At 59.8% G+C, this 22,878-nt stretch carries 23 protein-coding genes and 1 tRNA gene; 5 read left to right on the top strand and 19 right to left on the bottom strand.

Features of this window, described 5'->3' with window-relative positions; genetic code table 11:
- Positions 1–63: 63 nt before the first annotated feature.
- From CU048_13415 to CU048_13350, 14 genes are all read right to left on the bottom strand, one after another.
- Entirely contained in the window at positions 64–984 is a 921-nt protein-coding gene (locus CU048_13415) for a UDP-N-acetylenolpyruvoylglucosamine reductase (GenBank protein ID QBR72936.1), read from the bottom strand.
- Between the two features lie 46 nt (positions 985–1,030).
- Positions 1,031–2,431, bottom strand: coding sequence for a UDP-N-acetylmuramate--L-alanine ligase (locus tag CU048_13410; GenBank protein QBR72098.1), 1,401 nt, complete (start codon positions 2,429–2,431; stop codon positions 1,031–1,033).
- On the bottom strand, positions 2,428–3,540 hold the full coding sequence (gene murG / locus CU048_13405; protein QBR72097.1) for an undecaprenyldiphospho-muramoylpentapeptide beta-N-acetylglucosaminyltransferase: 1,113 nt from the start codon (positions 3,538–3,540) through the stop codon (positions 2,428–2,430). The genes CU048_13410 and murG overlap by 4 nt, the downstream gene beginning before the upstream one ends.
- A complete protein-coding gene (locus CU048_13400) occupies positions 3,537–4,679 on the bottom strand; it encodes a cell division protein FtsW (protein QBR72096.1) in 1,143 nt (380 codons plus the stop codon). The genes murG and CU048_13400 overlap by 4 nt, the downstream gene beginning before the upstream one ends.
- Positions 4,680–4,690: 11 nt before the next feature.
- A complete protein-coding gene (locus CU048_13395; protein QBR72935.1) occupies positions 4,691–6,085 on the bottom strand; it encodes a UDP-N-acetylmuramoyl-L-alanine--D-glutamate ligase in 1,395 nt (464 codons plus the stop codon).
- A 2-nt stretch (positions 6,086–6,087) separates the two neighbouring features.
- Positions 6,088–7,170 carry a phospho-N-acetylmuramoyl-pentapeptide-transferase gene (locus CU048_13390; GenBank protein ID QBR72095.1) on the bottom strand — a complete coding sequence of 361 codons (1,083 nt, stop codon included), beginning with the start codon at positions 7,168–7,170 and terminating at the stop codon, positions 6,088–6,090.
- Position 7,171: 1 nt separating this feature from the next.
- Complete coding sequence (locus tag CU048_13385; protein ID QBR72094.1) at positions 7,172–8,629, bottom strand: UDP-N-acetylmuramoylalanyl-D-glutamyl-2, 6-diaminopimelate--D-alanyl-D-alanine ligase; 1,458 nt, start codon at positions 8,627–8,629, stop codon at positions 7,172–7,174.
- Positions 8,626–10,083: a UDP-N-acetylmuramoyl-L-alanyl-D-glutamate--2,6-diaminopimelate ligase gene (locus tag CU048_13380; protein QBR72093.1), complete on the bottom strand. Its 1,458-nt coding sequence runs from the start codon at positions 10,081–10,083 to the stop codon at positions 8,626–8,628. Before CU048_13380 ends, CU048_13385 begins: the two co-directional genes overlap by 4 nt.
- Positions 10,083–11,894 (bottom strand): penicillin-binding protein, encoded by a 1,812-nt coding sequence (locus CU048_13375; GenBank protein ID QBR72092.1) that lies wholly within the window; start codon positions 11,892–11,894, stop codon positions 10,083–10,085. The genes CU048_13380 and CU048_13375 overlap by 1 nt, the downstream gene beginning before the upstream one ends.
- Before the next feature lie 33 nt (positions 11,895–11,927).
- Positions 11,928–12,320, bottom strand: coding sequence for a hypothetical protein (locus CU048_13370; protein ID QBR72091.1), 393 nt, complete (start codon positions 12,318–12,320; stop codon positions 11,928–11,930).
- Between the two features lies 1 nt (position 12,321).
- A complete protein-coding gene (locus CU048_13365) occupies positions 12,322–13,362 on the bottom strand; it encodes a 16S rRNA (cytosine(1402)-N(4))-methyltransferase (GenBank protein QBR72090.1) in 1,041 nt (346 codons plus the stop codon).
- Positions 13,359–13,853, bottom strand: coding sequence for a division/cell wall cluster transcriptional repressor MraZ (locus tag CU048_13360; GenBank protein ID QBR72089.1), 495 nt, complete (start codon positions 13,851–13,853; stop codon positions 13,359–13,361). Before CU048_13360 ends, CU048_13365 begins: the two co-directional genes overlap by 4 nt.
- 256 nt (positions 13,854–14,109) lie before the next feature.
- Positions 14,110–14,298: a hypothetical protein gene (locus CU048_13355; protein QBR72088.1), complete on the bottom strand. Its 189-nt coding sequence runs from the start codon at positions 14,296–14,298 to the stop codon at positions 14,110–14,112.
- A gap of 77 nt (positions 14,299–14,375) precedes the next feature.
- Positions 14,376–15,773: a hypothetical protein gene (locus CU048_13350; protein ID QBR72087.1), complete on the bottom strand. Its 1,398-nt coding sequence runs from the start codon at positions 15,771–15,773 to the stop codon at positions 14,376–14,378.
- Positions 15,774–15,938: 165 nt separating this feature from the next.
- Between CU048_13350 and CU048_13345 the strand changes: the two genes are divergently transcribed.
- Positions 15,939–16,015: transfer RNA gene (locus CU048_13345), tRNA-His, on the top strand.
- Between the two features lie 79 nt (positions 16,016–16,094).
- On the opposite strand, the gene CU048_13340 is transcribed toward CU048_13345, so the two are convergent.
- Positions 16,095–16,967: a hypothetical protein gene (locus tag CU048_13340; GenBank protein ID QBR72086.1), complete on the bottom strand. Its 873-nt coding sequence runs from the start codon at positions 16,965–16,967 to the stop codon at positions 16,095–16,097.
- Positions 16,968–17,119: 152 nt separating this feature from the next.
- Here CU048_13340 and CU048_13335 point away from each other — a divergent pair, with 152 nt between their 5' ends.
- On the top strand, positions 17,120–17,464 hold the full coding sequence (locus CU048_13335) for a hypothetical protein (GenBank protein ID QBR72085.1): 345 nt from the start codon (positions 17,120–17,122) through the stop codon (positions 17,462–17,464).
- Between the two features lie 66 nt (positions 17,465–17,530).
- A complete protein-coding gene (gene mtnA / locus CU048_13330) occupies positions 17,531–18,640 on the top strand; it encodes an S-methyl-5-thioribose-1-phosphate isomerase (protein ID QBR72084.1) in 1,110 nt (369 codons plus the stop codon).
- On the opposite strand, the gene CU048_13325 is transcribed toward mtnA, so the two are convergent.
- The 4 genes from CU048_13325 to CU048_13310 form a co-directional block, all read right to left on the bottom strand.
- Positions 18,635–19,090, bottom strand: coding sequence for a low molecular weight phosphatase family protein (locus tag CU048_13325; GenBank protein QBR72934.1), 456 nt, complete (start codon positions 19,088–19,090; stop codon positions 18,635–18,637). The two genes, mtnA and CU048_13325, sit on opposite strands and share 6 nt — an antisense overlap.
- Positions 19,091–19,131: 41 nt before the next feature.
- Positions 19,132–19,620: a hypothetical protein gene (locus CU048_13320; protein ID QBR72083.1), complete on the bottom strand. Its 489-nt coding sequence runs from the start codon at positions 19,618–19,620 to the stop codon at positions 19,132–19,134.
- Entirely contained in the window at positions 19,617–20,918 is a 1,302-nt protein-coding gene (gene hisD / locus CU048_13315) for a histidinol dehydrogenase (protein ID QBR72933.1), read from the bottom strand. Before hisD ends, CU048_13320 begins: the two co-directional genes overlap by 4 nt.
- Before the next feature lie 127 nt (positions 20,919–21,045).
- Positions 21,046–21,525, bottom strand: coding sequence for a glutathione peroxidase (locus CU048_13310; protein QBR72932.1), 480 nt, complete (start codon positions 21,523–21,525; stop codon positions 21,046–21,048).
- A 414-nt stretch (positions 21,526–21,939) separates the two neighbouring features.
- On the opposite strand from CU048_13310, the gene CU048_13305 reads away from it, so the two are divergent.
- Both CU048_13305 and CU048_13300 read left to right on the top strand, forming a co-directional pair.
- The gene (locus CU048_13305; protein ID QBR72082.1) at positions 21,940–22,608 is read left to right on the top strand and encodes an exopolysaccharide biosynthesis protein; all 669 of its coding nucleotides are present in this window, start codon (positions 21,940–21,942) and stop codon (positions 22,606–22,608) included.
- Positions 22,609–22,680: 72 nt separating this feature from the next.
- Complete coding sequence (locus CU048_13300; protein QBR72081.1) at positions 22,681–22,869, top strand: hypothetical protein; 189 nt, start codon at positions 22,681–22,683, stop codon at positions 22,867–22,869.
- The last annotated feature ends 9 nt before the right edge of the window (positions 22,870–22,878 follow it).

The following is a 22,878-nucleotide window of genomic DNA, read 5'->3' as shown; positions in this document are numbered from 1 at the left end:
TTCGGTTCTCTTTGAAGACAATAGGTTCAAGGAAACCCAAGGAAACACCACCGCGTTTCAATTTCAGCACGACGCGCGTCCCACCCGCAGGATTTCCCATTCGAGTGCGATGCCGCTCGTCTCCAGAACGCGGGCTCGAACCGTCTCTCCCAGCGTTTCGATATCGGCTGCGGTGGCATGCCCCCGATTGATCAAAAAATTGCAATGCAGTTCCGAGACCTGGGCGTCGCCGATCGAAAAACCCCGGCAACCGGCCTTATCGACCAATTCCCAAGCCTTTTGGCCCGGCGGGTTTTTAAAGGTCGAGCCGCCGGTGCGGGTGTTGACGGGCTGGGTTTCCGAACGGGCTCGCGTGATGTCCGCCATTTCCGCCAGGATCGCTTGGGGATCGCCGGCTTGCCCCGCAAAAGTCGCCCGCGTGAAAATGACGTCTTCCGCCACGCCGCAATGGCGATAGGTAAACCCCATGTCGGCGTTGGACCATTCAAGGAGTTCGCCCTTGCGATCCACGCCCCGGCAGGAGACGAGGACATTTTTCGTCTCTGATCCATAAGCGCCGGCATTCATCCGCAGCGCGCCGCCGACCGAGCCAGGGATGCCCCGATAAAAAGACAGTCCGGCGATCCCCGCCTTGGCGGCGGCCGAAGCCAGTTTCACATCGGGCACGCCGGTCCCCGCCGTCACCCGCAGACCAGCGACGGCGATGTCCTGAAAACCCTTGGCGAGGCGGATGACGACACCCTCGACGCCACCGTCACGCACCAGAATATTGGAGCCCGCGCCCAGCACCAGACTCGGAATTTCGGAATCGAGCCGGCTGAGGAAATAGGCGAGATCGTTCTCGTCGGCAGGTTCAAACAAGGCTTGCGCCGGGCCGCCTGTCTTGAACCACGAGAGCCCCGCCATCGCGACATTGCCGGCGAGCCTTCCTCGCAGATCGGGCATTTGCTCGCGAAGTTTTGGCGTGATGTCGGGAAGGAGCAGGAAGCGATCCCTGTCCGTTGCGGACGGCAGCATGGAACCCGTGCTCCTATGCCGCCGCGAGCTGGCCCGGCAGCGCATGCGCCCATTGGGTAATATTGCCAGCGCCAAGAAAAACGATGTAGTCGCCGGGCTTTGCGAGCGAACGGATGAGGACAGGCAGATCCTCCGGCCGCTTCAGACCGAGCGCATGACCATGTCCCCGCTTCTTCAAAGCGGCAACCAGAGAATCGCGATCGGCGCCTTCGATCGGCGCTTCGCCCGCCGAATAGACATCGGCAATGATCACCGTGTCGGCATCGTTGAACGCATTGGCGAATTCATCGAAAAGCGAGTGGAGCCGTGTATAGCGATGGGGCTGAACGACGGCGATAACATGGGCCTTGGTGGAGGCGCGCGCGGCCCGCAGAACCGCGGCGATCTCGACCGGATGATGACCGTAATCATCGAAAATAAGCGCGCCGTTCCAGTCGCCGGTCCGCGTAAAGCGGCGATTGACGCCGCCAAATCCTCCGAGCGCCTTCCTGATCACGTCGGCACTCATGCCCAGCCGATGCGCGACGGCGATGGCGGCGGTCGCATTCAGCGCATTGTGATGGCCGGGCATGGGCATGACTATTTTTTCGAGCGCCGTTTTGCGCCCGGTCTCGCGATCCCGAATAACCACCGTGAACCGCGAAACGCCGTTGCTCAAGTCAATGTCGACCAATCGGACATCGGCCTCGGGATCTTCCCCATAGGTGATCACCCTGCGGTCCTCGATCTGACCGGCAAGCTCTCGCACGATGGGATGATCCAGGCACATGACCGCGAAGCCATAGAAAGGGATATTTTCGACGAAGGCCCGGAATGCCTGCTTGATCGCATCGAATGTCTTGAAATAATCGAGATGTTCGGGGTCGATATTGGTGACGACAGCAATGTCGGCGGGGAGTTTCAGGAAGGTGCCGTCGCTTTCGTCCGCCTCGACCACCATCCAGTCGCCGGCACCCAGCCGGGCGTTGGTTCCGTAGGCGTTGATGATTCCGCCGTTGATGACGGTCGGGTCGAATTTGCCGGCTTCCAGCAAAGTCGCAACGAGCGAGGTCGTGGTTGTCTTGCCATGCGTTCCGGCAATGGCGACACATTGTTTGAGCCGCATAAGCTCGGCGAGCATTTCCGCGCGGCGCACCACCGGCAGACGCTTTTTTCGGGCGGCGATGAGTTCGGGATTGTCGCGCTTGATCGCGGTCGAGACCACGACGACCTGCGCGGCGCCCAGATTGTCGGCGTGATGGCCGATGTTAACCAGAGCGCCCTTGCTGCGCAGGCGCACGACATTGGCGTTTTCGGAGGTATCGGAACCCTGCACGCGATAGCCAAGATTCAGCAGAACCTCGGCAATGCCGGACATGCCTATGCCGCCAATTCCAACAAAATGGATGGGGCCTAGCTCGGCCGGCAATTTCATCGATTCTTTTCCTTTGCAGCAACGAGACTTTGCACAAGATCGGCCAATCGATCGGCGGCGTCGGTAATCCCGGCTCGCTTTGCCGCGACGGCGCGGCGCGCGAGACCGGCCATATCGCCTTGCACCTCCAAGAGAGTGGTCGCCAGCCATTGCGGCGAAAATACGCTCTGCGCCACAACAAATGCGGCACCGGTTGCGGCAAACTGCTTTGCATTGGCGGCCTGATCCTGGTCGAGCGCATGCGGAAGTGGCACCAGAATCGCGGGGCGTCCGATGACCGACAGTTCGGCCACCGTCGAAGCTCCCGCTCGAGCTATGACGAGATGAGCCTTCGCGATCCTCAGCGGCAGATCGAAAAAGAACGGCGCGACCTCGGCGTCAACGCCAAGGTGGCGGTAGGCTTCGCGCACTCTGTCGAGGTCCTCCCCACGGGCCTGCTGGGTGATCATCAGTTTTTGTCTTGCGGCCGCCGGCATGAGTTCGATCGCCGCTGGCACGATATCGGAAAAGATTCTGGCGCCTTGCGAACCGCCGGTAATCAGGATTCGAAGCTTGCCCTCGGCAATATCGGGAAAAGCGATGCGGGCCGCCTCAATCACCATCGGGCGGACCGGATTGCCGGTCAAATGCGTCTTAGCCGCAATCTTCTCCGGCAGGCCGCCGAGGAGTTCAAAGCCCTTGGCGATCGCATCGACCCGTCCTGCCAGAAACCGGTTGGCGCGGCCGATCACGGCGTTTCCTTCATGCAAGATCGTTGGCACACGAAGCTGGGTGGCCGCCAATACAGGGGGAACCGTCGGGTATCCGCCAAAGCCGATTAGCGCACGAGGGGCGATTGCCTTCACCAGCCGCCGGGCGGCGAAAGTCCCCCGAACAAGGGTTGCCACGGCCAGCGCCCGCGAAACCAAGCCGCCGCCGCGCGGGGTGGCCGCCGCAACCCTATGAACGGCACGGGCGGGAAAATCGCCATCATATTTGCCGGCCCGGTCGTCGGTGATGAGTTCGACATCGAAACCGCGTGCCATAAGGGCATGGCTCAGGGCAGCCGCTGGAAAAAGATGTCCGCCGGTGCCACCCGCCGCGACCACGATCGGGTGCCGGCTGCTCATGAATAGGCTTCCGCCTGGGACTTTGCGAGAACCTCGGACGCTGGTCGTTTACGCAGGACCGCGATCAAAAAACCAATCGCGAGTGCCAGCGAGATAAGAGACGAGCCGCCGTAGGAGATAAACGGCAAAGTCATGCCCTTGGCTGGAATGAGATGAAGATTGACCGCCATGTTGATCGCGCTTTGAACGCCGAAAAGGATCACCAATCCGGCCGCCGCGAAACGGCAGAACGGATCCTCCTGGCGCGCTGCCACGAATAGGCCACGCAAAACGATAAAGGCGAAGATCGAAGCGATCACAAGGCAAGCGAGCACGCCGAATTCCTCGGCGGTCACCGCAAAAATGAAATCGGTATGGGCGTCGGGAAGGATGCGCTTAATCGTCCCTTCGCCCGGTCCCTTGCCGAACCAACCGCCCGATAGAAAGCTGTCGAGCGCGGTATCGACCTGAAACGTATCGATCATGCCGCCGCCCGCCCCGGGATCGATGAATTTAAGGACGCGCGCACGCACGTGCGACACATATTGATAGGCGATCAAGGCGGCACCGAACCCCGCCCCCCCGATGCCCGCGATCCAAAACCAATGCACCCCGGACATAAAGAACAGCGCGGCCCAGACCAGCGAGACAAGCATCGTCTGACCGAAATCAGGTTGTAGAATCAAGGGGATAATTGTGATCGGCAAGAGCAGGCCGGCGATGATATTTCCCGGAAGGTCACGTCGCTGACCGCCCTCCGAAAAGGCCCAGGCTACAAGAATAACGAAAGCCGGCTTCAAAAACTCGGAAGGCTGGAGACCAAAAATCCAGCGGCGCGAGCCTTTGACTTCGTGACCGTAAAGAAGCGCGACGATGATCAACGTCATCGACACCAAAAACACCAAGAGCGCAACGCGGCGGACTTGCCGCGGGGAAAGAAAAGAGGCGGCGACGAGAACCACAATCGACGGCAAGAGATACAGCACTTGGCGATGGACGAAGTGGAAGGTCGAAAGGCCGAGCCGTTCGGCGACCGGCGGGCTGCCGGCCATCGTCAACACAAGGCCGAGAACCATCAGCGAGCCGACCGACGCCAGCAGCCAACGGTCGATGGTCCACCACCAATTGGCCGGGGCCGAACGTTCCGCGCGCGATACCATTTCGGATCTCCTCAGCCCAGTTTTTCTACGCCCGGCAAAGCCTGGACCAGTTCGCGATAGCGATCGCCGCGCTTCTCGAAATCAGGGAACTGGTCGAACGAAGCGCAGGCAGGCGAAAGCAGAACCACCGGATCCGCGATACCACTGGCCATGGCATCGCTCGCGGCACGCGGAACCGCGACTTCCAGCGTTTCGCAGACCTCGTAAGGGAACGCGTTTCCGATCGTTTGCGCAAACAGCTCGCTCGCCTCGCCAATCAAATAGGCTTTGACCACCTTAGGAAATAAGGACCGCAGCGAGTCGATGCCGCCCTTTTTCGCCCGTCCGCCCAGAATCCAAAAAACCTTGTCGAATGAAAGCAGCGCCTTTTCGGCAGCATCAGCATTGGTGGCCTTCGAATCGTTAATAAAGAGTACCTTCCCCTGCCGGCCGACCTCCTCCAGGCGATGCGGAAGCCCCGGAAAGCTCCGCAAACCTTTCTTCAAACGATCGAGATCGTGCGCGTGCGACCCCAGCGCCGCGGCGGCGGCGGCGGCATTCTGCCCATTGTGCGTGCCGCGCAGCGAGCTAATCCCGGCAAGATCGGCGATCGGTGACGCGTGGCCCCCGTCCCGGCGCAGGAGCAGCGTGCCGTCGAGAACAATGCCGTCCTCGATGTCGGTCCGCGTGACCGAGATGCATGTCGTCTTGCGGCCGGCCCGGAGGAGTTCACCGGCGATTGCGCTTGAAATGTCGTCGTCGAGTCCGACGACCGCCCGATCCGCCTTCTGTACCAGCCGTGCCTTGATCGCCGCGTAATTTTCCATCGTGCCATGCCGATCCAAATGATCGGGCGTAACATTCAAAAGCACGCCGACGGAGGGATTGAGCGAGGGCGCAAGATCGATCTGAAACGAAGAACATTCGATCACATGCACATTTTCGGGCGAGGGCGGCGGCAGCGCCAGGATGGGTGTCCCAATATTGCCTCCCACCTGAACCGCAAAACCGAAATTCCGAAAGAGATGCGCGATGAGCGCGGTCGTCGTCGATTTTCCATTGGTGCCGGTGATGGCAACGAACGGCGCGCCGGGCGCGATCTTATTCCGCTCCCGGCAGAATAATTCAATGTCGCCGACGATCTCGATCCCGGCTTCCCTGGCCTTCAAAACGGTCCAATGCGGCGCCGGATGCGTCAATGGTACGCCAGGAGCCAGAACCAGCAGAGCAAAATTTCGCCAGTCTGCAAGAGCAAGATTTTCAATCCGGAGACCGGCCGCGCGAGCCTTTTCCCGCGCATGTTCATTGTCGTCCCAGACCGATACGCGCGCGCCGCCCGCGACGAGCGCCTGTGCGGTGATGAAGCCAGAACCGCCGAGTCCGAAGACGGCAAGATGCTTGCCCTGGCAGCAAGTGACGGGTGTCATCATCACCTCAGTTTCAAGGTCGAGAGGCCAATCAAAGCGAGAATGAAAGCAATGATCCAAAACCGAACCACGACTTGTGGCTCGGACCAACCCAACTGCTCGAAATGATGATGGATCGGCGCCATTTTAAAAACGCGCTTGCCGGTCAGCTTGAACGAAACCACTTGGACGATGACCGATAAGGTTTCGAGAACGAAAAGACCGCCGACAATGGCAAGCACGATCTCGTGCTTGACGGCGACGGCAATCGTGCCAAGCGCCCCGCCGAGTGCGAGCGAACCCGTATCGCCCATAAAAATTTGCGCGGGCGGCGCATTGAACCATAGGAACCCAAGACCTGCGCCGATCAGCGCCCCGCAAACGACCGCGAGTTCGCCTGCGCCAGGGACAAAGTTAATTCCGAGGTAGGTTGAAAATATCGCGTTGCCGGCGAGATAGGCGATGATCCCAAACGCCGCCCCCGCGATCATCACGGGCACGATCGCAAGCCCATCCAAGCCATCGGTGAGATTGACCGCATTGCCGGCGGAAACGATCACGAACGCCCCGAAAGCCAGAAAGAAAATCCCGAGATCGGCGACAAACCCGTTGACGGCTGGAAACGCCAAGGCAGTCGTGTGGGGCGTCCCAAGCTTCATCATCGCGGCGCAGGCAATCACCCCGATCGCCACTTCCAAGCCCAGCCGGCGCCGGCCGGAGAACCCCTTATGAGTCTGTTTCGTCACCTTCAGAAGATCATCGTAAAAGCCGATGGCGCCGAACCCGGTCGTGACCAGAAGCACGATCCACACAAAATGATTACGGAGATTCGCCCAAAGCAAGGTGGAGACGATGAGGCCCGACAAGATCATCAAGCCGCCCATGGTCGGCGTCCCGGTCTTGGTCAGAATATGCGACTTCGGTCCATCGTCGCGAATAGGCTGGCCCTTGCCTTGTTTGAGGCGCAGGGCGGAAATGATCGACGGCCCGAAAAAGAAAACGAAGAACAAAGCCGTCGCCGTGGCGCCGGCGGTGCGGAAGGTAATATAGCGAAACAGGTTGAAGGGGCTAAAGATGCTCGAAAATTCGGCTAGCCAAGTTAGCATCTCAACCTTCCTGACCGGTTTGCGCCGGGTGACCGGTACCGGCGTTTTGCTTGAGAGCATCGACGATCGCGCGCATTCGAATGCCATTAGAGCCCTTGACGATCACCATGTCGCCGCTTTGAACCGCCGCGCCGACAATCGGCACAAGGTCACTGGCGTGGTCACGCCACGCCCCTTTTAATTTTTGGGGCAAGGCATCGTAGAGGTGTTTCATCAAAGGGCCGGCCGCAAAGACGAGATCGATGTGATGGGCCGCAAGTTCATCGGCAAGTTCCGCGTGCATCGTGCCGCCATTTTCTCCAAGTTCAAGCATGTCGCCGAGGATTGCAATGCGGCGTCCCTTTCCCGGCAAAGGAAGGGCGCCGACCAAAGCGACGGCTGCGCGCATGGACGCGGGGTTTGCGTTATAGCTTTCGTCAATGAGTGTATACGGGCCGTCCTCGGTGGAGAGCTGTAGCCGTTCGCCCCGCCCCGGCTGCGCCGAGAAAGACGCGAGCGCGGCAGCGGCCGCTTCGAGATCGACGCCGAGAGCTTTCGCAGCAAGCAAAACCGCGAGCGAATTCACCGCAAGGTGGCGTCCCGCCGCGCCGATACGATAGGTCAGCAAACGGCCGCAGACTTCCGCCTTGACGATGGAATGATCGGCGGCAAGCTTCACGCTCACCAATTTGGCGTCGGCACCCGAATATTCGCCGAAGCTTGCGACATAGCCAGCGCTTGAAGCCTTGGCATGCGCAAGGAGGCGCTCGTACTGGGGGATATCACGATGCAGGATCGCGACACCCCCAGGCTCGAGACCCGAGAAAATCTCGGCCTTGGCGTCGGCTATGTCGTCGATGCTTTCGAAATATTCGAGATGAACGGGAGCAACCGTCGTGATGATGGCAATATGCGGCCGCACCATCCCAACGAGGGGCAGGATTTCGCCCTTATGGTTCATGCCGATTTCAAAAACACCGAACCTTGTGCTCTTCGGCATCCGCGCTAAAGTGAGCGGCACTCCCCAATGATTATTATAGGAAGCGACCGAGGCATGCGTTGGCCCCGCTTGCCCAAGCACCAGCCGCAAGGCCTCCTTGGTCGAGGTCTTGCCGACCGAACCGGTCACAGCGACGATACGGGCCGACGAACGATCGCGGGCGGCGAGCCCAAGCCGTTCGAGCGCGGGGAGAACCTCATGGACAACGTAGAGTGGCCCGAGCGAAGACAGGGCTCCGGAATGGGCCTCATCGACAACCGCGGCAAGGGCACCCTTGGCAAATGCCGCCTCGACGTAATCATGGCCGTCCGAACCGACCCCGTTGATTGCAAAAAAGAGATCCCCCTTTTTCAGCGTGCGGGTATCGATTGAAATTCCCGTCGCGCCACCGCGTGGCAGAGTTCCGCTCACCCGCGCGTCCAGCGGCGACACAAGTCCAAGACTTGTCCATATGGTTTCATCGGTGGCAACTTCGCTCATGCAGAGATTTCTTTCAGCGCGGCGCGCACGCAGTCGGCATCGGAGAAGGGGAGTGTCGTCGTCCCAATGGTCTGACCGGTTTCATGGCCCTTGCCGGCTATAAGAAGGCCGTCACCTTGGTCGAGCCTGGCAATCGCCCGCCAGATCGCCTGCGCCCTGTCGCCGATCTCCTCAAGATTGTCAAAACCGCGCGCCCCTTCAAGCACCGCCTTGCGGATCGACACTGGGTCCTCCGAGCGCGGATTGTCGTCGGTGATGACAACCCGATCGGCCAAGCGCGCCGCAATCTCGCCCATGAGGGGCCTTTTGCCGGCATCGCGGTCGCCGCCGCAGCCGAACACCACGATGAGTTTTCCCGGCACGAAGGGCCGCAGCGTTTTCAGGGTTTTTTCCAGGGCATCGGGCTTATGCGCATAATCGACAAAAATGGGCGCGCCCTTTCGTCTGCCGACGAGTTCGAGACGGCCTGGTGCGCCTTCGAGTCCTTCGAGCGCCGCGAAGACCGCGTCCACTGGACTTCCGGTCGCGATGCAGAGACCCGCGGCCACCAGCGCGTTTGACGCCTGAAACGCGCCCGCGAGGGGAAGCCGAACCGAATAAGTTCGGCCTTCATGGGAAATCCGAAGCCTGGTCGCAAAATCATCCGGCTCGGCGTCAAGGAGCCTTAGCGCCGTGCCTTTATATCCCGTCGAAAAGACGCGAAGACCGCGTTTTTCGCAAGCCGCAACGACTCTTTCCGACACATCGCTGTCGGCATCGACGATGGCGGCTTGGCCGGGCTCAAGCAGCCGATCAAACAGCTGCAACTTGGCGCAAAGATAATCTTCGAGATCGGCATGATAATCGAGATGATCGCGCGAGAGATTGGTAAAGGCCGCAGCCTTCAGTCGAACCCCATCCAGCCGGCGCTGAACAATGCCATGCGACGACGCCTCCAGCGCAAGATGCGTGACGCCACTTTGCGCAAGTCCATCAAGGATTTTATGCAGGGTCACCGGATCGGGCGTCGTCAGCGAACCCGCGATAGATTTTGACGGGGCCACGACGCCAAGCGTGCCAAGCGAGGCAGAATTGGCGCCGAGCGCCGCCCAGATCTGGCGCACAAAAGCGGCGACCGATGTTTTGCCGCTGGTTCCGGTGATCGCGACGATCATCTCCGGCTGGCGTGGATAAATGCGCGCCGCCGCGCGAGCCAATTCGCTGCGGACGTCATCGGCCTTGATGAAGGTAGCCGTCCCCAACGGGCTCGTCGGTTCGCGCTCGGCAACGATCGCGACAGCCCCGCGCTGCACCGCTTGCGGCGCGTAGGCGAGGCCGTCGGTTTTTGTTCCTGGCACCGCGAAGAACACCATCTCCGGTTTCACGGCGCGGCTGTCGGAGCTGACATCCTTGACCTCGCGCCCGGCGAAAGCCGCCGGAATTTCTGCCTGCGGAAAAAGGTCGGCAAGGCGCATCAATGCCCGCCCGTGCCGCTGGCCGGTTGATTGGCGATGGCATAGCCAAGCTTCGCCAGGAGCGGAAAAGGTTGCGTCGGCGGTTCGGTGCGCGGCGCGATGCCAAGCAGCGGCCCCGTCCGCTCGATGATCCGGCCCGTCACCTGCCCCGAATTCCAGGCTGCGGTGCGATAGCCCGCAGTTTCCGGCAGCCCCTGCGGCTCGTCCATCAAAGTCAAATAAAGATATTTTGGCTTATCGGCCGGAAGGATCGCCATGAATGTCGTTAACACCCTGTCGTTTGAATAGTGGCCATGAACAATCTTGTCGGCCGTACCGGTTTTGCCGCCGATGAAGTAGCCTTTGACGTCGGCCATTTTCGCCGAACCGATTTCCGCATTGAGCCGCATCAAATACCGCATCGACTCCGAAACTTCGGGTTTAACGACCCGTGGAGCGTTCTTTTTGGCATCCTCCTCGTTGCGCTTCAAGAAGGTCGGGGTAATCAGCAATCCGCCGTTGGCGAGGGCGCCGACCGCCATCATCGCCTGCAAGGGAGCAACATTAAGGCCCTGCCCGAACGCAATTGTCATCGTATTAAGCTCGCCCCAGTTTCTCGGAACAAGCGGCTCAGCCGACTCGGGCAGCTCGGTTCGCAGACGGCTGAGCTGCCCCATTTTACCCAAGAAATTCTTGTGCCCCTCGACTCCGACCATCAGAGCCATGCGGGCGGCGCCGATATTGGACGAATAGGTGAAAACTTCGGGGACAGTTAGCACACGATGGGTGGCGTGAAAATCATGGATCGTGAAACGGCCGTAGCGCAAATTATCGCGCGCGTCGATGCGCGATCGTAAATTCACTTTGCCCAGTTCAAGCGCCATGGCAACCGAAATCGCCTTGAAGGTTGAGCCCATTTCATAGACGCCGACCGACAGTCGGTTAATGTGGTTCGGGTCGAGCGCATCCGCCGGCGTGTTGGGGTCGTAATCCGGCAAGGACGCCATCGCGACGACTTCCCCGGTATTCACATCGAGAATGGCGGCGGCGCCGGCTTTCGCCTTGAACTTGGCGATGCCCTTGGCGAGTTCCTCGCGAACGGCATAGGTCGCCTTGAGATCGAGCGAAGTCGTGATGGGGGTCAAATTGTCCGGCGTCAGGCTGAAACCCGCACCGTGCAGATCGGCAAGCCCCTGGCCATCGACATATTTTTCGAGGCCGGAGATGCCGACACCGTCGAGGTTGGCAAATCCCAGAACATGCGCGGCAAGCGGGCCGTTGGGATAGACGCGCTTGTTTTCCGGCAGGAAGCCGACGCCAGGCAGACCGAGCCGATAGACTTCCAGCTGCTGTTTGGGAGTAATGGCGCGCTTGACCCAAACGAAACCCTTGCGGGAACCGAGACGCTCCCGCAGCTCGCGCGCATCGACATCGGGAAGGACGGCCGTGAGCAATTCAACTGCTTCGTCTTTGTCGATGATGCGGCGCGGTTCGGCAAAGACCGACATGACTTTGATGTCGGTTGCCAGGACTTCGCCGTTGCGGTCGAGGATATCCGGGCGGGCCACGGCGACAGCGTCGGCAGCGGCGCGCTTGACGGTGGGGGGAGGTTCCGGACGCATTCCGAATTGGATCAGCTTCGCGGCGATAATTACGAAAACGATCAGAAATATGCCCGCCACGAGTTTTATGCGCTTGGCGCTTTTATCGAGCCGCGTCGAAAAAAGACTCGAGATGAGACGCGCAAGCCAATGCAAAAGGCCGCGAAGCGGCGCCAACCGCGCGCCGCTTTTTGCCGTATCTTGAAACCGAGGGTCGAAGCCGTCGCTCATCTTCTTGCGTGCGTCCTCTCGTTTGCGCGTTCTTCATCTCGCCGGTGTAGAAGACGCGCCGGCCCCGGCGGCATTGATATCCACCGGCGTGTTGGTCGGTTCCGCCAATCCGAGCGCCTCGAGCTTGCGGCCAATGGCGTCGATCCTCGGAGCCTTGCCGGGCAAGGCATCCGCGCTCACGATCTGGTTCAGCGCGACGGGTTGCAGATCAAGGAATTTATCGGCCAGCGCCTGGACGCGCTCGGGCCGGGTCAAATGCGCCCATTCGGCGCGCAACGTGCCAATCTTGTCATGCTCCGCCTTGATCTCATGCTTCAGCTTCAAGATCGTCTCGGCATGAAAGATCGTCTCATATTTGATCGTATAGGCATAGATCGCCGAACCGATGAGCGCCGCGATCGCAAAAAAGTTCAATAACCTCACCACGTCAGCCGCCTCCCGGATTGGTTTGAGGAATTCTGGCCAGAGCCATCAGGCCTTCGTCGAGTCCGCGCGCGCCGGCACCGGTGCGAACTCCATGGCGAAGCTTGGCCGAACGGGCGCGCGGATTGGCGCTGATTTCTCGCGCCGAAGGCGTGACCGGTTGCTTGCCTGGCACGTCGAAGGTGGGCTCGGGCGGCGCAGCTTCGTGCGGCAAGCGTCGGGATCGCGTTTGGCCGCGCCCCGACCGTGCGCCAAAAAACTGCTTCACGATGCGGTCTTCGAGCGAATGGAACGTGACCACCACGAGCCGCCCGCCCTGCTTCAAGATCGCTTCGGCGGCGACGAGCGCCCGCACCAATTCGCCGAGTTCGTCGTTGACCGCAATGCGGAGCGCTTGGAACGCGCGAGTGGCCGGGTGCATTTCTCCCGGCTTTCCCGGGGCAACGCGCGCGATCATCGAAGCCAGCGTGGCGGTCGAGGTGAAAGGCGCCTTGGCGCGGTCGGTCACAATGGCATGGGCGATGCGGCGGGACGCGCGCTCCTCGCCAAAATAAAACAGAATATTGGCCAGGGTCTTTTCTTCCGCCGTGTTGACGAGATCGGCGGCGCTTATCCCGGTGCAATCCATGCGCATGTCGAGCGGCCCATCGCCACGGAAAGAAAACCCACGCTGCAGATCATCGACCTGCATGGACGACACGCCGATATCGAGCACGACACCGTCAAACTCCGAAAGCCCCCGCTCCCGTGCCACCACATCGAGCTTCCCGAACCGTTCGTTGACGAGCTCCAGGCGTCCCTCCGCTTGCCGGACAAGCTCGGCTCCGCCGGCCACCGCGTTGGGGTCCCGATCGAGCGCCAGGACCCGCTTTGCCGCATTGGTCAGTAGAGCGCGGGAGTAGCCGCCCGCGCCAAAAGTCGCATCGAGAAAGAGGCCGCCCTCGCACGGAGCGAGCGCGGCCATGACTTCGTCACGAAGCACGGGAACGTGCCGGGCCGGTCCGCCAGCGGCGAGAAAATCCTCATCGCCGCGACCCGATGTCATTCCCGTGCTCCATGTGATCGCGGCGGCGGAACCTCCGGCGCCACGTGTCTGGCACTGAGCTGTTTTCTAAAATCGTGCAGCCGGCTTTTGGCCTCCGCCAGATGCGCGAGAAAACGTCCCGGTTCCCAGATCTGAAATTTATTGCCCTGCCCGACGAACGTGACCTCGGTGGAGATGCCCGCATGAGCCTTGATGCTTTCGCTCAGGACCACCCTTCCCTCCGAATCGATTTTCAAGATCTCGCTCGTGCCGAGGAGAACCGTAGAAAACATGTCGCGCTCTTCCGAATAGGGAGAGAGCCTGCCAAGAAGATCGTGAATTTCGGCCAGCAGGGCGTTTCCCCCGCAGTCGACTGCCTCCTCATCAAGCGAGGGATGGACATAAAGACCGTCAAAACCGTCGCGTGCCAGCACCGCCCGGAACGCGGCGGGGATGGAAACCCGGCCTTTGGCATCGAGCCGGCTTTTGGCATTTGAGAGAAATCCCTCCACTCCAAACCCCGCCTGCGCGATCCCCTCCCCGCGACGCTGCAGCTATGCGCCTGAAGCGCCACGTAGCCGCGTCTTGAACACGGCCAGGGAAAATTTGGGATAACATGGGAAAATTTGGGCGTCAATGGAATCGCCTAGCTATTTCCCGATCTTTGATGGGAAATTCGCAGATGGCGGCGATGGGAGGAGGAAGGAGGCGCGTCCTTTCGGATCAAGGCGATCCGGAAGGTCCGCGCTCCGGATTTTGAAGAGTGCGCTACTTGTCTTTGTGGCGCTTACGGTCCGGGCCGCCCATTTCGGTGGTCGGCTGCGTCATCGAAGGGGGATCGCTGGCGGGAAAAGAATCCTCAAGTTCACTATTCAGCAGTTCCTCCTGCTCTTCACGAGCTTCTTCTTTCTTTTTTTCGGCTTTTTCTTTGGACGTGGGCTGTTTGGTGTCGGCCATGCTTGTCTCCAACTGGACGTGCTTGTCAGCTGGAGGAACGGCGAACCCGCCTCAGTGTTCCCTATTTCAAAAGACCGCTACTCAGCCAAGACCCGCGCGGGAGGGAAAGCGACCTCGACCACGGTTCCTTCATTCTTCTTGCTTTTGATCGAGAAGCAGGCGTGGTTGGCTTCCACCAAGGCTTTGGTCAGCGGGAGACCGAGGCCGGTGCCGGCGGACGACCGCGATGTCGGAAGCTGGCGGAAGGGTTCGAATGCCACGTCGAGCTCGGCTTCGGACATGCCGATCCCGGTATCGCGAATACGGATCACGGCATTGCCCGCGTCAGCGAGCGCGGTGGTTACGATGACGCAGCCGCCGGACCGGTTGAATTTGACCGCGTTCGAGAGAAGGTTCAACACGATCTGGCGAAGCGAACGTTCATCGGCCAGAACATTCGGCAATGCCGGCGACAAGGTGAGCTTGATAGCCACCCGCTCGCTGCTGGCCTGAGGCTGCATCATCGAGACGCAGTCCGAGACAATGCGATTGGCGTCGATCGGGGCAAAATCGAGATCGAGCTTGCCCGCCTCGATTTTTGAGAGGTCGAGCAGATCATTGACAAGGCTCATCACCAGCGAGCCCGAATTATGGATGTCTTTCAGATAGGCTTTGTAACGCTCATTGCCGATGGGCCCGAAGCGTTCCTCCATCATCACTTCGGCAAAGCCAAGGATTGCATTGAGGGGCGTCCGGATTTCATGGCTCACTCGGGTCAGAAAATCCGATTTCAGCGCATTCGCCCGCTCGGCTTCCTTGCGCGCCCCTTCAAGGTCGCCCTCGACTTTCTTCCAATGGGTCAAATCCCGCAGGAGCGCGCAAAAGCGGATCTCCTTGCGTGGATCGCCGCCGATGCCTGGGCCGATCCGGCTGAGCGTCATGAATATCGGAATCGTGCCGCCCTGGCGCGCGAGGCCGATGATCTCGCGTCCCTGATTGAAAAGGCTGATCACGCCGCTCGATTGCACGGCTTCGAGATAGTCTTTTGCGGGCGCCCGACTTTCCGGTGCGATCAAATGGGTGAAGGGCCGGCCAATAACGTCGTTCTGATCATAACCGAACAGCGCCTCGCCGGAACGGTTCAAGCTCAGGATGAGCCCTTGCGAATCGAGCACGGCAACCCCGTCCATCGCCGTATCCAGGATAGCGCTCAACTCGCGCGCCTCGCTCTTCTGGCGGCGGAGCTCCGCTTCAAGACTTGTGCGTTCAAATTCGGTTGAGGGCGCCGCCGTCCAGCGCCCGGTTGCCACGTCCTGCCGACGGGCGTCCCAAGTCACCGAAGCGACCACGTCGGCGGGCCGTTCGGCGATTCGCTTTTTCAAGACAAGATTTCGCAGGTGGCGGGCGCTCCAATCCAGAACGCGAGCCGCGAGCGCGAGGCTCCCGGCGGCAAAGGCAAGGCAAAAAAATAAGAATCCTTTGACGAAACTAGGCATGCTGACGCGCCGGGTCCGTACATTTGATGACTTATTCTATCCGTCTTTCAGGCGACCCGCCAACGTAGCGGCGCCCGGCCTTTTTTGGCGTTCCCGCTCTTGCAAGGTGGCCCAGGGCCTTGCAATCGCGGAGCGATCATCTTACGGTCCGGCGCCATTGACCACGCCGCCATAGCTCAGTTGGTTAGAGCGCTAGATTGTGGATCTAGAGGTCCCCCGTTCGAGCCGGGGTGGCGGTACCAGATTTCGGTCAGCACTCCCCCTCAAGACCACCCTTTTTGGTCGACCCAGGTCGCACGCCCGCCCGACCGGTCCGTGGCATCAGGGCTGAAAACTGTCGCGAGCGGTATCGACGAGACCGCGGCTCGTAATGACAATCCATCCGCCGCCCCGTCTTTGAATCGATTTCACCGTGCCCGCGCCGGGAATGGTTTCGCCCGGCATGACCTCGATTGCGCCCCGGGAATTCTCCACGAGGGCAATCCCATCATAGACATCGCGCACAACCCAATCGGTGATCAATTGCGGGCCTTTTGGCTCACTGGCCCCGTCATCGGATTTTGTCTGTGCGATGGCAGTTTGCGCGGGCTTTCCGACCGTGGTCTTGGCCGCTATCGGAGCATTTCCTGGGGGAGCCGCGGCAACCGGGGCCGCGGTTTGCCGCTCGATCCGATCCAACCGCTCGATGACCTGGGCAAGTTTTGCCGCTGGCTCGCGTTGCATATGCTCGACCTTGCTCGAAAGCTCGGCGATCGAAGCATTGGTGCCGGTCTTCACGGCATCGATACGAGCCTTCAGGGCATCGAGCGCCGAGGCTTCTTTGTTGGCGGCATGAGTCTGGGCGAGTGAGGCCCGCAAGACTTCGACATTTGATTTGAGGATCCGAATGTCCTCGGACATCTTCTGCGTCGCGCGCAGCATTTCCGCACGCTCGGCGGTTTCGCGTTGCGTCTGCGCCGGCGGTGCGGTTTGGGTGTCAAACAGCGAATGATCGCCAGAAAAATGTGACCCGGCCATCCAGGCAAGACCGAACAGCAAAGCGGCCAAAGCCGCATGCGAGCTGTAAGCGAAGAACTGGTCGAGCCGCGACCCCATCTGTCGCCTCGGACCCGCGTCGCCTCGATCGATGAAGGGCACAAGGACGGAAGACCCGCGTTTTTCCCAGCCCTGCCCGCTTCGCGGCGGCGGCACCACTCCTCTTGGAGTGGGGACGTTCCCATGGGACTCGCCCGAATGCCCAGGTTCGGGCAGGGCGTCGTCCGGAGTGTCATCCATGCGGGCGCCTCCAGAGATGGTTAAAGCTCCTTAACAGCTCTGAGCGAATTCGATTAAAGTTGTATTAAAGAATGCCGGCACTTAAGACGAAATCCGTCGGACGACTTCGATACCGTCAAAACATTATTTTGACCCTTGGGGGACAGGCTATGATTAAGGCATTGCTCTTGAGCTCGCTGCTCGCGACCGCCGCTGGAACCTTCGCCGTTCAAGCGCAGTCGGGTAGCTCAGACAGAGGCGCCCCCGGTACACCACCCAAGGCTAGGGAATTGCTGAACAAAAAATATTTGACCCCCACCGGCGAGACGGTCGCTCACCCCGGCGAGTCGCAAGGCGGCCCGACCACAGACCTCGACCGGCGGATCGAGCAAGAAGACGATAAGCTGGACCAAGGCATCTGCGCCAATTGTAACTGAAGGGGCGCACCGGCGTGAACTGGACGCCATCGGCTTAAAGTCAGAGACGAATGAGGAAGCAGGTCCATGCGCGTCGCAGGCAAAGCCTATCGAACCATTTGGCCAAGCAGCACCGGCGCCAGTTTCGAAATCATCGACCAAACACGGCTGCCGCATGAATTCGAAATCCTTTCGATCCGCACGGTGGATGAGGCTGCCCGCGCCATCAAGATCATGCAAGTGCGGGGCGCGCCGCTGATTGGGGTGACCGCCGCTTACGGTTTGGCGCTTGCCATGAATGCCGATCCCTCGGATGCGAATCTCGAGACAGCGTGCGCCCTCCTTGCCGCAACGCGGCCAACCGCGGTCAATCTGCAATGGGCGCTTGCGGCGATGCGCCAATATCTTTTGGCTTTGCCTGCATCTAAACGTGGCACGGCGGGCTTCGCCCACGCCGCCGCCGTTGCCGAACAAGACGTGGACCTTTGCGAGGCGATCGGCGAGCATGGGCTGCAGCTTATCCGGGAGATGGCGCGCGCCAAGGGCGACAGGATTCATATTCTAACTCATTGCAATGCAGGCTGGCTCGCCACCGTCGACTGGGGCACCGCGACCGCGCCGATCTATAAGGCGCATAATGAAGGGATCGACCTGCATGTCTGGGTGGACGAAACGCGGCCGCGCAATCAGGGCGCATCGCTGACGGCCTGGGAACTCGGCCAACATGGAGTGCCGCATACGATCATCGTGGATAATGCCGGCGGCCATTTGATGCAGCATGGGATGGTCGACATGGTGATGGTTGGCACCGATCGTACCAGCGCCTCAGGCGATGTTTGCAACAAGATCGGCACCTATCTGAAAGCGCTGGCCGCCATGGACAATGGCGTGCCCTTTTTCGTCGCCGCGCCTTCGCCGTCCATCGATTTTGCGATCGAGGATGGCGTCGCGGAAATCCCGATAGAAACGCGATCGGCGCGAGAGATCACCCACATGACCGGGCGCAGCGCCGACGGTCGCATCGAAACCGTTTGCCTCACCCCGTCCGGAAGCGAGGCCTTGAATTACGCCTTCGACGTGACCCCGGCCCGTCTCGTCACAGGACTGATCACCGAGCGCGGCGTGATCGAGGCCAATCGCACCGCGCTCGCCAAAACCTTCCCCGAGCCCGTCGCGAAAGTTCGTGAGCCGTCATAAATTGCCCATGGGCTGATAGTCCAGCAACTGCTTGATCCGCTGAAGAAGGCTGTCGCGCACGCCGCGATAGGCGTCGAGGATCCGTTCGCGCGACCCTTCGACCGCCGTCGGATCCAACGTCGGCCAATAAATGACCTCGGTCGCAAGCGTACGGGTGAATTCGAGCGCCTTGTGATGCGCTTCCGGCGACAGAGTGACGATGAGATCGAAACTGGAATCTTCCAGATCCTCGAAATCATGCGGATGATGCTTGGTCATGTCGACGCCGATTTCCTCCATCACCGCAACCGCAAATCCATCGCTTTCGCCGCGCTTGACGCCGGCAGATGCGAAGTAAATGCCTTTGCCGAAGAAGTGCCGCCCGAGCGCTTCCGCGATCGGCGAGCGCACCGTGTTGAGTGTGCAAGCGAAAAGCACGGATTGCGGGCGGTTCTTTACCGCTGGCTTCATCTCGACGGTGCCTCGGCGTCCTGCACCGCCGGCATCGGTCCTTAGCCTTTCCAATGCAAGGCGGCGACAAGCGTGAAAATCCGCCGGGCCGTATCATGGTCGCAGACGATCTTGCCCTTCAACCTTTCCATGAGAAGTTCCGCAGCTTCATTGTGGAGCGCGCGGCGTCCCATATCTATTGCTTCGATCTGCCTCGGCAACGCGGTTCGAATCGCCGCGTAATAGCTTTCGCAGACCATGAAATAGTCCTTGAGAAGACCGCGAAACGGCGTCAACGACAGAATATGCACGACAAGCGGCGCACCTGATTCATCGATGATTTCCAACGCGAGCTTTGCATCTTGCAAAGCGATTTTCAGACCATAAGGGCCGGCATCCCGCCCCGGCAGCGCAAAGCTGTTTTCATCGATGAGATCATAGATCGCAATCTGACGCTCATGCTCCTGGTCTGCCGCCCCGCGGCCAATCGAGGCTTCATCAAGGGTCACGGAGATGAGGCGATTGCGCTGGTTTGGGTCGTCGCGACTCATGATGCTCGATGATCAATCCGGAGTGCAACAGAGCGCGCGTGAGCGTCCAGGCCTTCGGCGTGCCCGAGCGTAATCGCGGCCGGACCCAGCTTTTCGAGACTGCTCTGCGTGCATTTCAAGATCGACGTTCGTTTCAAGAAATCGAGAACACTGAGGCCCGACGAAAATCGCGCGGATCGTGCCGTCGGCAGGACGTGGTTCGATCCCCCTACATAATCGCCGATGGCCTCGGGCGTATGGGGGCCTAAGAAGATCGCGCCGGCATTGCGGATTCTTTCGCTGAGCGCCTCCGCATTCGGAGTGATCAATTCAAGATGTTCGGGAGCGATCCGGTCGGCAAGCCCCGAACTCTCCTCGAGATCTCCGACGATAATCATCGCGCCGAAATCACGCCAGCTTGCCGCTGCGATGTCCTTCCGCGCGAGGCTGGCCAATTGCCGCTCGACCGCGGCCTCCACGGCATCGGCAAGAGGCTCATCATCGGTGATCAGGATCGATTGAGCCGCAACGTCGTGCTCCGCCTGGGCGAGAAGATCGGCGGCGATCCATTCCGGATTGGCGTCGCCGCCGGCGATGATCAAAACCTCGGAAGGTCCCGCAATCATGTCGATGCCGACGGTGCCAAAGACTCTCCGCTTGGCCGCGGCCACATAGGCGTTGCCTGGGCCGACGATTTTTGCGACCGACGCAATTGTCTGCGTCCCATAAGCCAGGGCCGCGATCGCCTGGGCGCCCCCGACGCGATAAATCTCATCCACGCCGGAAAGCTTGGCCGCCGCCAGCACCAGCGGGTTGATTCGACCGTCCGGCGCCGGGACCACCATGACGATGCGCTGAACGCCCGCAACCTTGGCGGGAATTGCATTCATCAGAACCGATGAAGGATAGCTGGCGGTGCCGCCGGGCACGTAAAGTCCGACCGCGTCGACCGCAAGCCAGCGCCAGCCAAGCTCGACCCCCAGCGGATCCGTAAAGCGCTCATCGTTCGGACGTTGCCGCTCATGAAAGGCGGTGATTCGGGCGTGCGCGAGGCGCAGGGCCTCCAGATCATCCAGCTGACATTGCGCGAGCGCCGCATCGATCTCGGTCGCGCCAACTTCCAACCCCAGCTGATTGAGGTCGACCCGATCGAATTTCCTTGAATAGCTAATGAGCGCGGCATCGCCTTCCGCCATGACATCGGCGATGATCGCCTGAACCGCCCGATCGACGTCTTCGGCCGATTCCCGCTTCATCGTAAGGAGGGACTTGAACGCAATTTCGAAATCGGGGCTCCGCGTATCCAGCCGCAAGGGCATCAGATCGTCTCCTTGATGCGGCATCATTTGCCGCCCGCTGTATCTACCGACTAATGGCGGGATGCAACTTGTTAGAGGCGCTCCGCGAGCGGCCCGGGAAAAATGAGGGGCGACAGGACAGCGCCGGTCAAAGCAGCTTCTCTATGTCCTTTTCCAACGCCTCCGGGGTCACCGTGGGTGCGAAACGTCCGCTCACCGCACCTTTGCGATCCACGAGAAATTTCGTGAAATTCCACTTAATGGCCTCGGTTCCGACGACTCCCTTCGCCTCTCCCTTCAGAAACCGGAAAAGCGGATGGGCGTCGGCGCCGTTGACGTCGATCTTTTCAAACAATGGAAAAGTCACCTCGTAGCTTCGCGAGCAAAATTGCGCAATTTCAGTCGCGTCACCGGGTTCCTGGGCACCAAACTGGTTGCACGGGAAGCCGAGAATCGCAAAGCCCCTTGGGTGGTATTTGCGGTAGAGGGATTCAAGCCCCGCATATTGTGGCGTAAAGCCGCATTTGCTCGCCGTGTTGACGATAAGGACGACCTGCCCGGAAAAATCGGCAAGGGATCTTGGCGCGCCTTGCAGCGTGTTGGCGGCAAAATCATAGAGGTTCCCCATAGCCATCTCCACGTCGGCAAGTCCTTGCACGGGAAGGGCCTTTCTGCAAAAAGGCGGATTGCTCGCGCGACCATAAACTAACCTGGCTCCAAGGGCCACGCGCTCGTTTGAGCGGCTGAAAAGCATCATCGAATCAAGCCCAATTCCCCCCGCATTGGCAGCGCTTCGGGTGCTCAACGGCACACCAGCATAAACATGACCCTTTTGGGCCTAGAGATTAATACGATTCCTACTTAATGACTAAGCATGGTCCAATTGAGTTAACTGCGCATCCGGTTGCAACAGAGGTTAAATTTCAGTAGCTTTAGGCGGGATTGAATCGGTTAACTTCGGGTTTATGACAAGAACAAGTGGCTAAGTCTTAAGCATTACATGCTTACATTTAACGGAATGTCATATTAATAGGAACGAATTATGTTTGACGCCGAATTATCAATGTTATTGAGGCAGTCGAATAATAGCCAATATACAGTTGGTGGCAAAACTAAGAGGGTTTTTGATGTATTGGTTGCGATAGCTACACTTATCGCAGCGTTACCCCTGTTCTTTTGCGTGTTTATTGCTTTAAAGTTGACCGACCCCGGCCCGGTTTTTTACCACCATGTCAGAGTTGGGCGTGGGGGGCGCCGGTTTCCCTGCATCAAATTCCGATCGATGGTGGTCAACTCGGACGAAGTGTTGAAATCCGTGCTCGAGAACGACCCCGAGCGGCGGGACGAATGGATGCGCACGCAAAAGCTAATTAACGATCCGCGCATCACCCCCATGGGCCAATTTCTGCGCCAATCGAGTCTCGATGAATTGCCCCAGCTCCTCAATGTCATTCGCGGTGACATGAGCTTGGTCGGACCCCGCCCCATCGTGCCCGCGGAGATGCCGCGATATGGCGATAAGCTTGATCTGTACTTGCAGGCTCGCCCCGGTATTACGGGGATCTGGCAAATCAGCGGCCGCAACGATTGCGAATATAAAAAGCGAATCGAAATGGACGCCAATTATGTCCGGCATTGGAGTTTCGCTGCCGATATCTCTATACTGATCCGCACATTTGTTGCCGTCCTTACACGCAAGGGCAGTTATTGAGGCTGAACGGAACCTGAGAGGCCTGCATTCGCAGCGTCCCTTCGGCAGTCAGGTTTGACTTCGAGCCCCTAATTGGCGATACCTCTGAGGGGTTTCATCAGAAGGCATTCGTCAGTTGGGCGCTATTTCATTTATAGCCTGGCTCTAGAGCGCTTCCCGATCAGATGGAATCATCTGATCGAAAAGGAATCGCTCAAGTTCAACGAGTTGGAGCATGTTCTGATCGAAAAAGTCGGTCAACTTTTTCGGAACAGGCTCTAGGTATGGCCG

The sequence above is a fragment of the Beijerinckiaceae bacterium genome, assembly GCA_004564215.1.
GTDB lineage: Bacteria > Pseudomonadota > Alphaproteobacteria > Rhizobiales > Beijerinckiaceae > Methylocapsa.
This window is presented reverse-complemented; position numbering and strand designations above follow the sequence as displayed.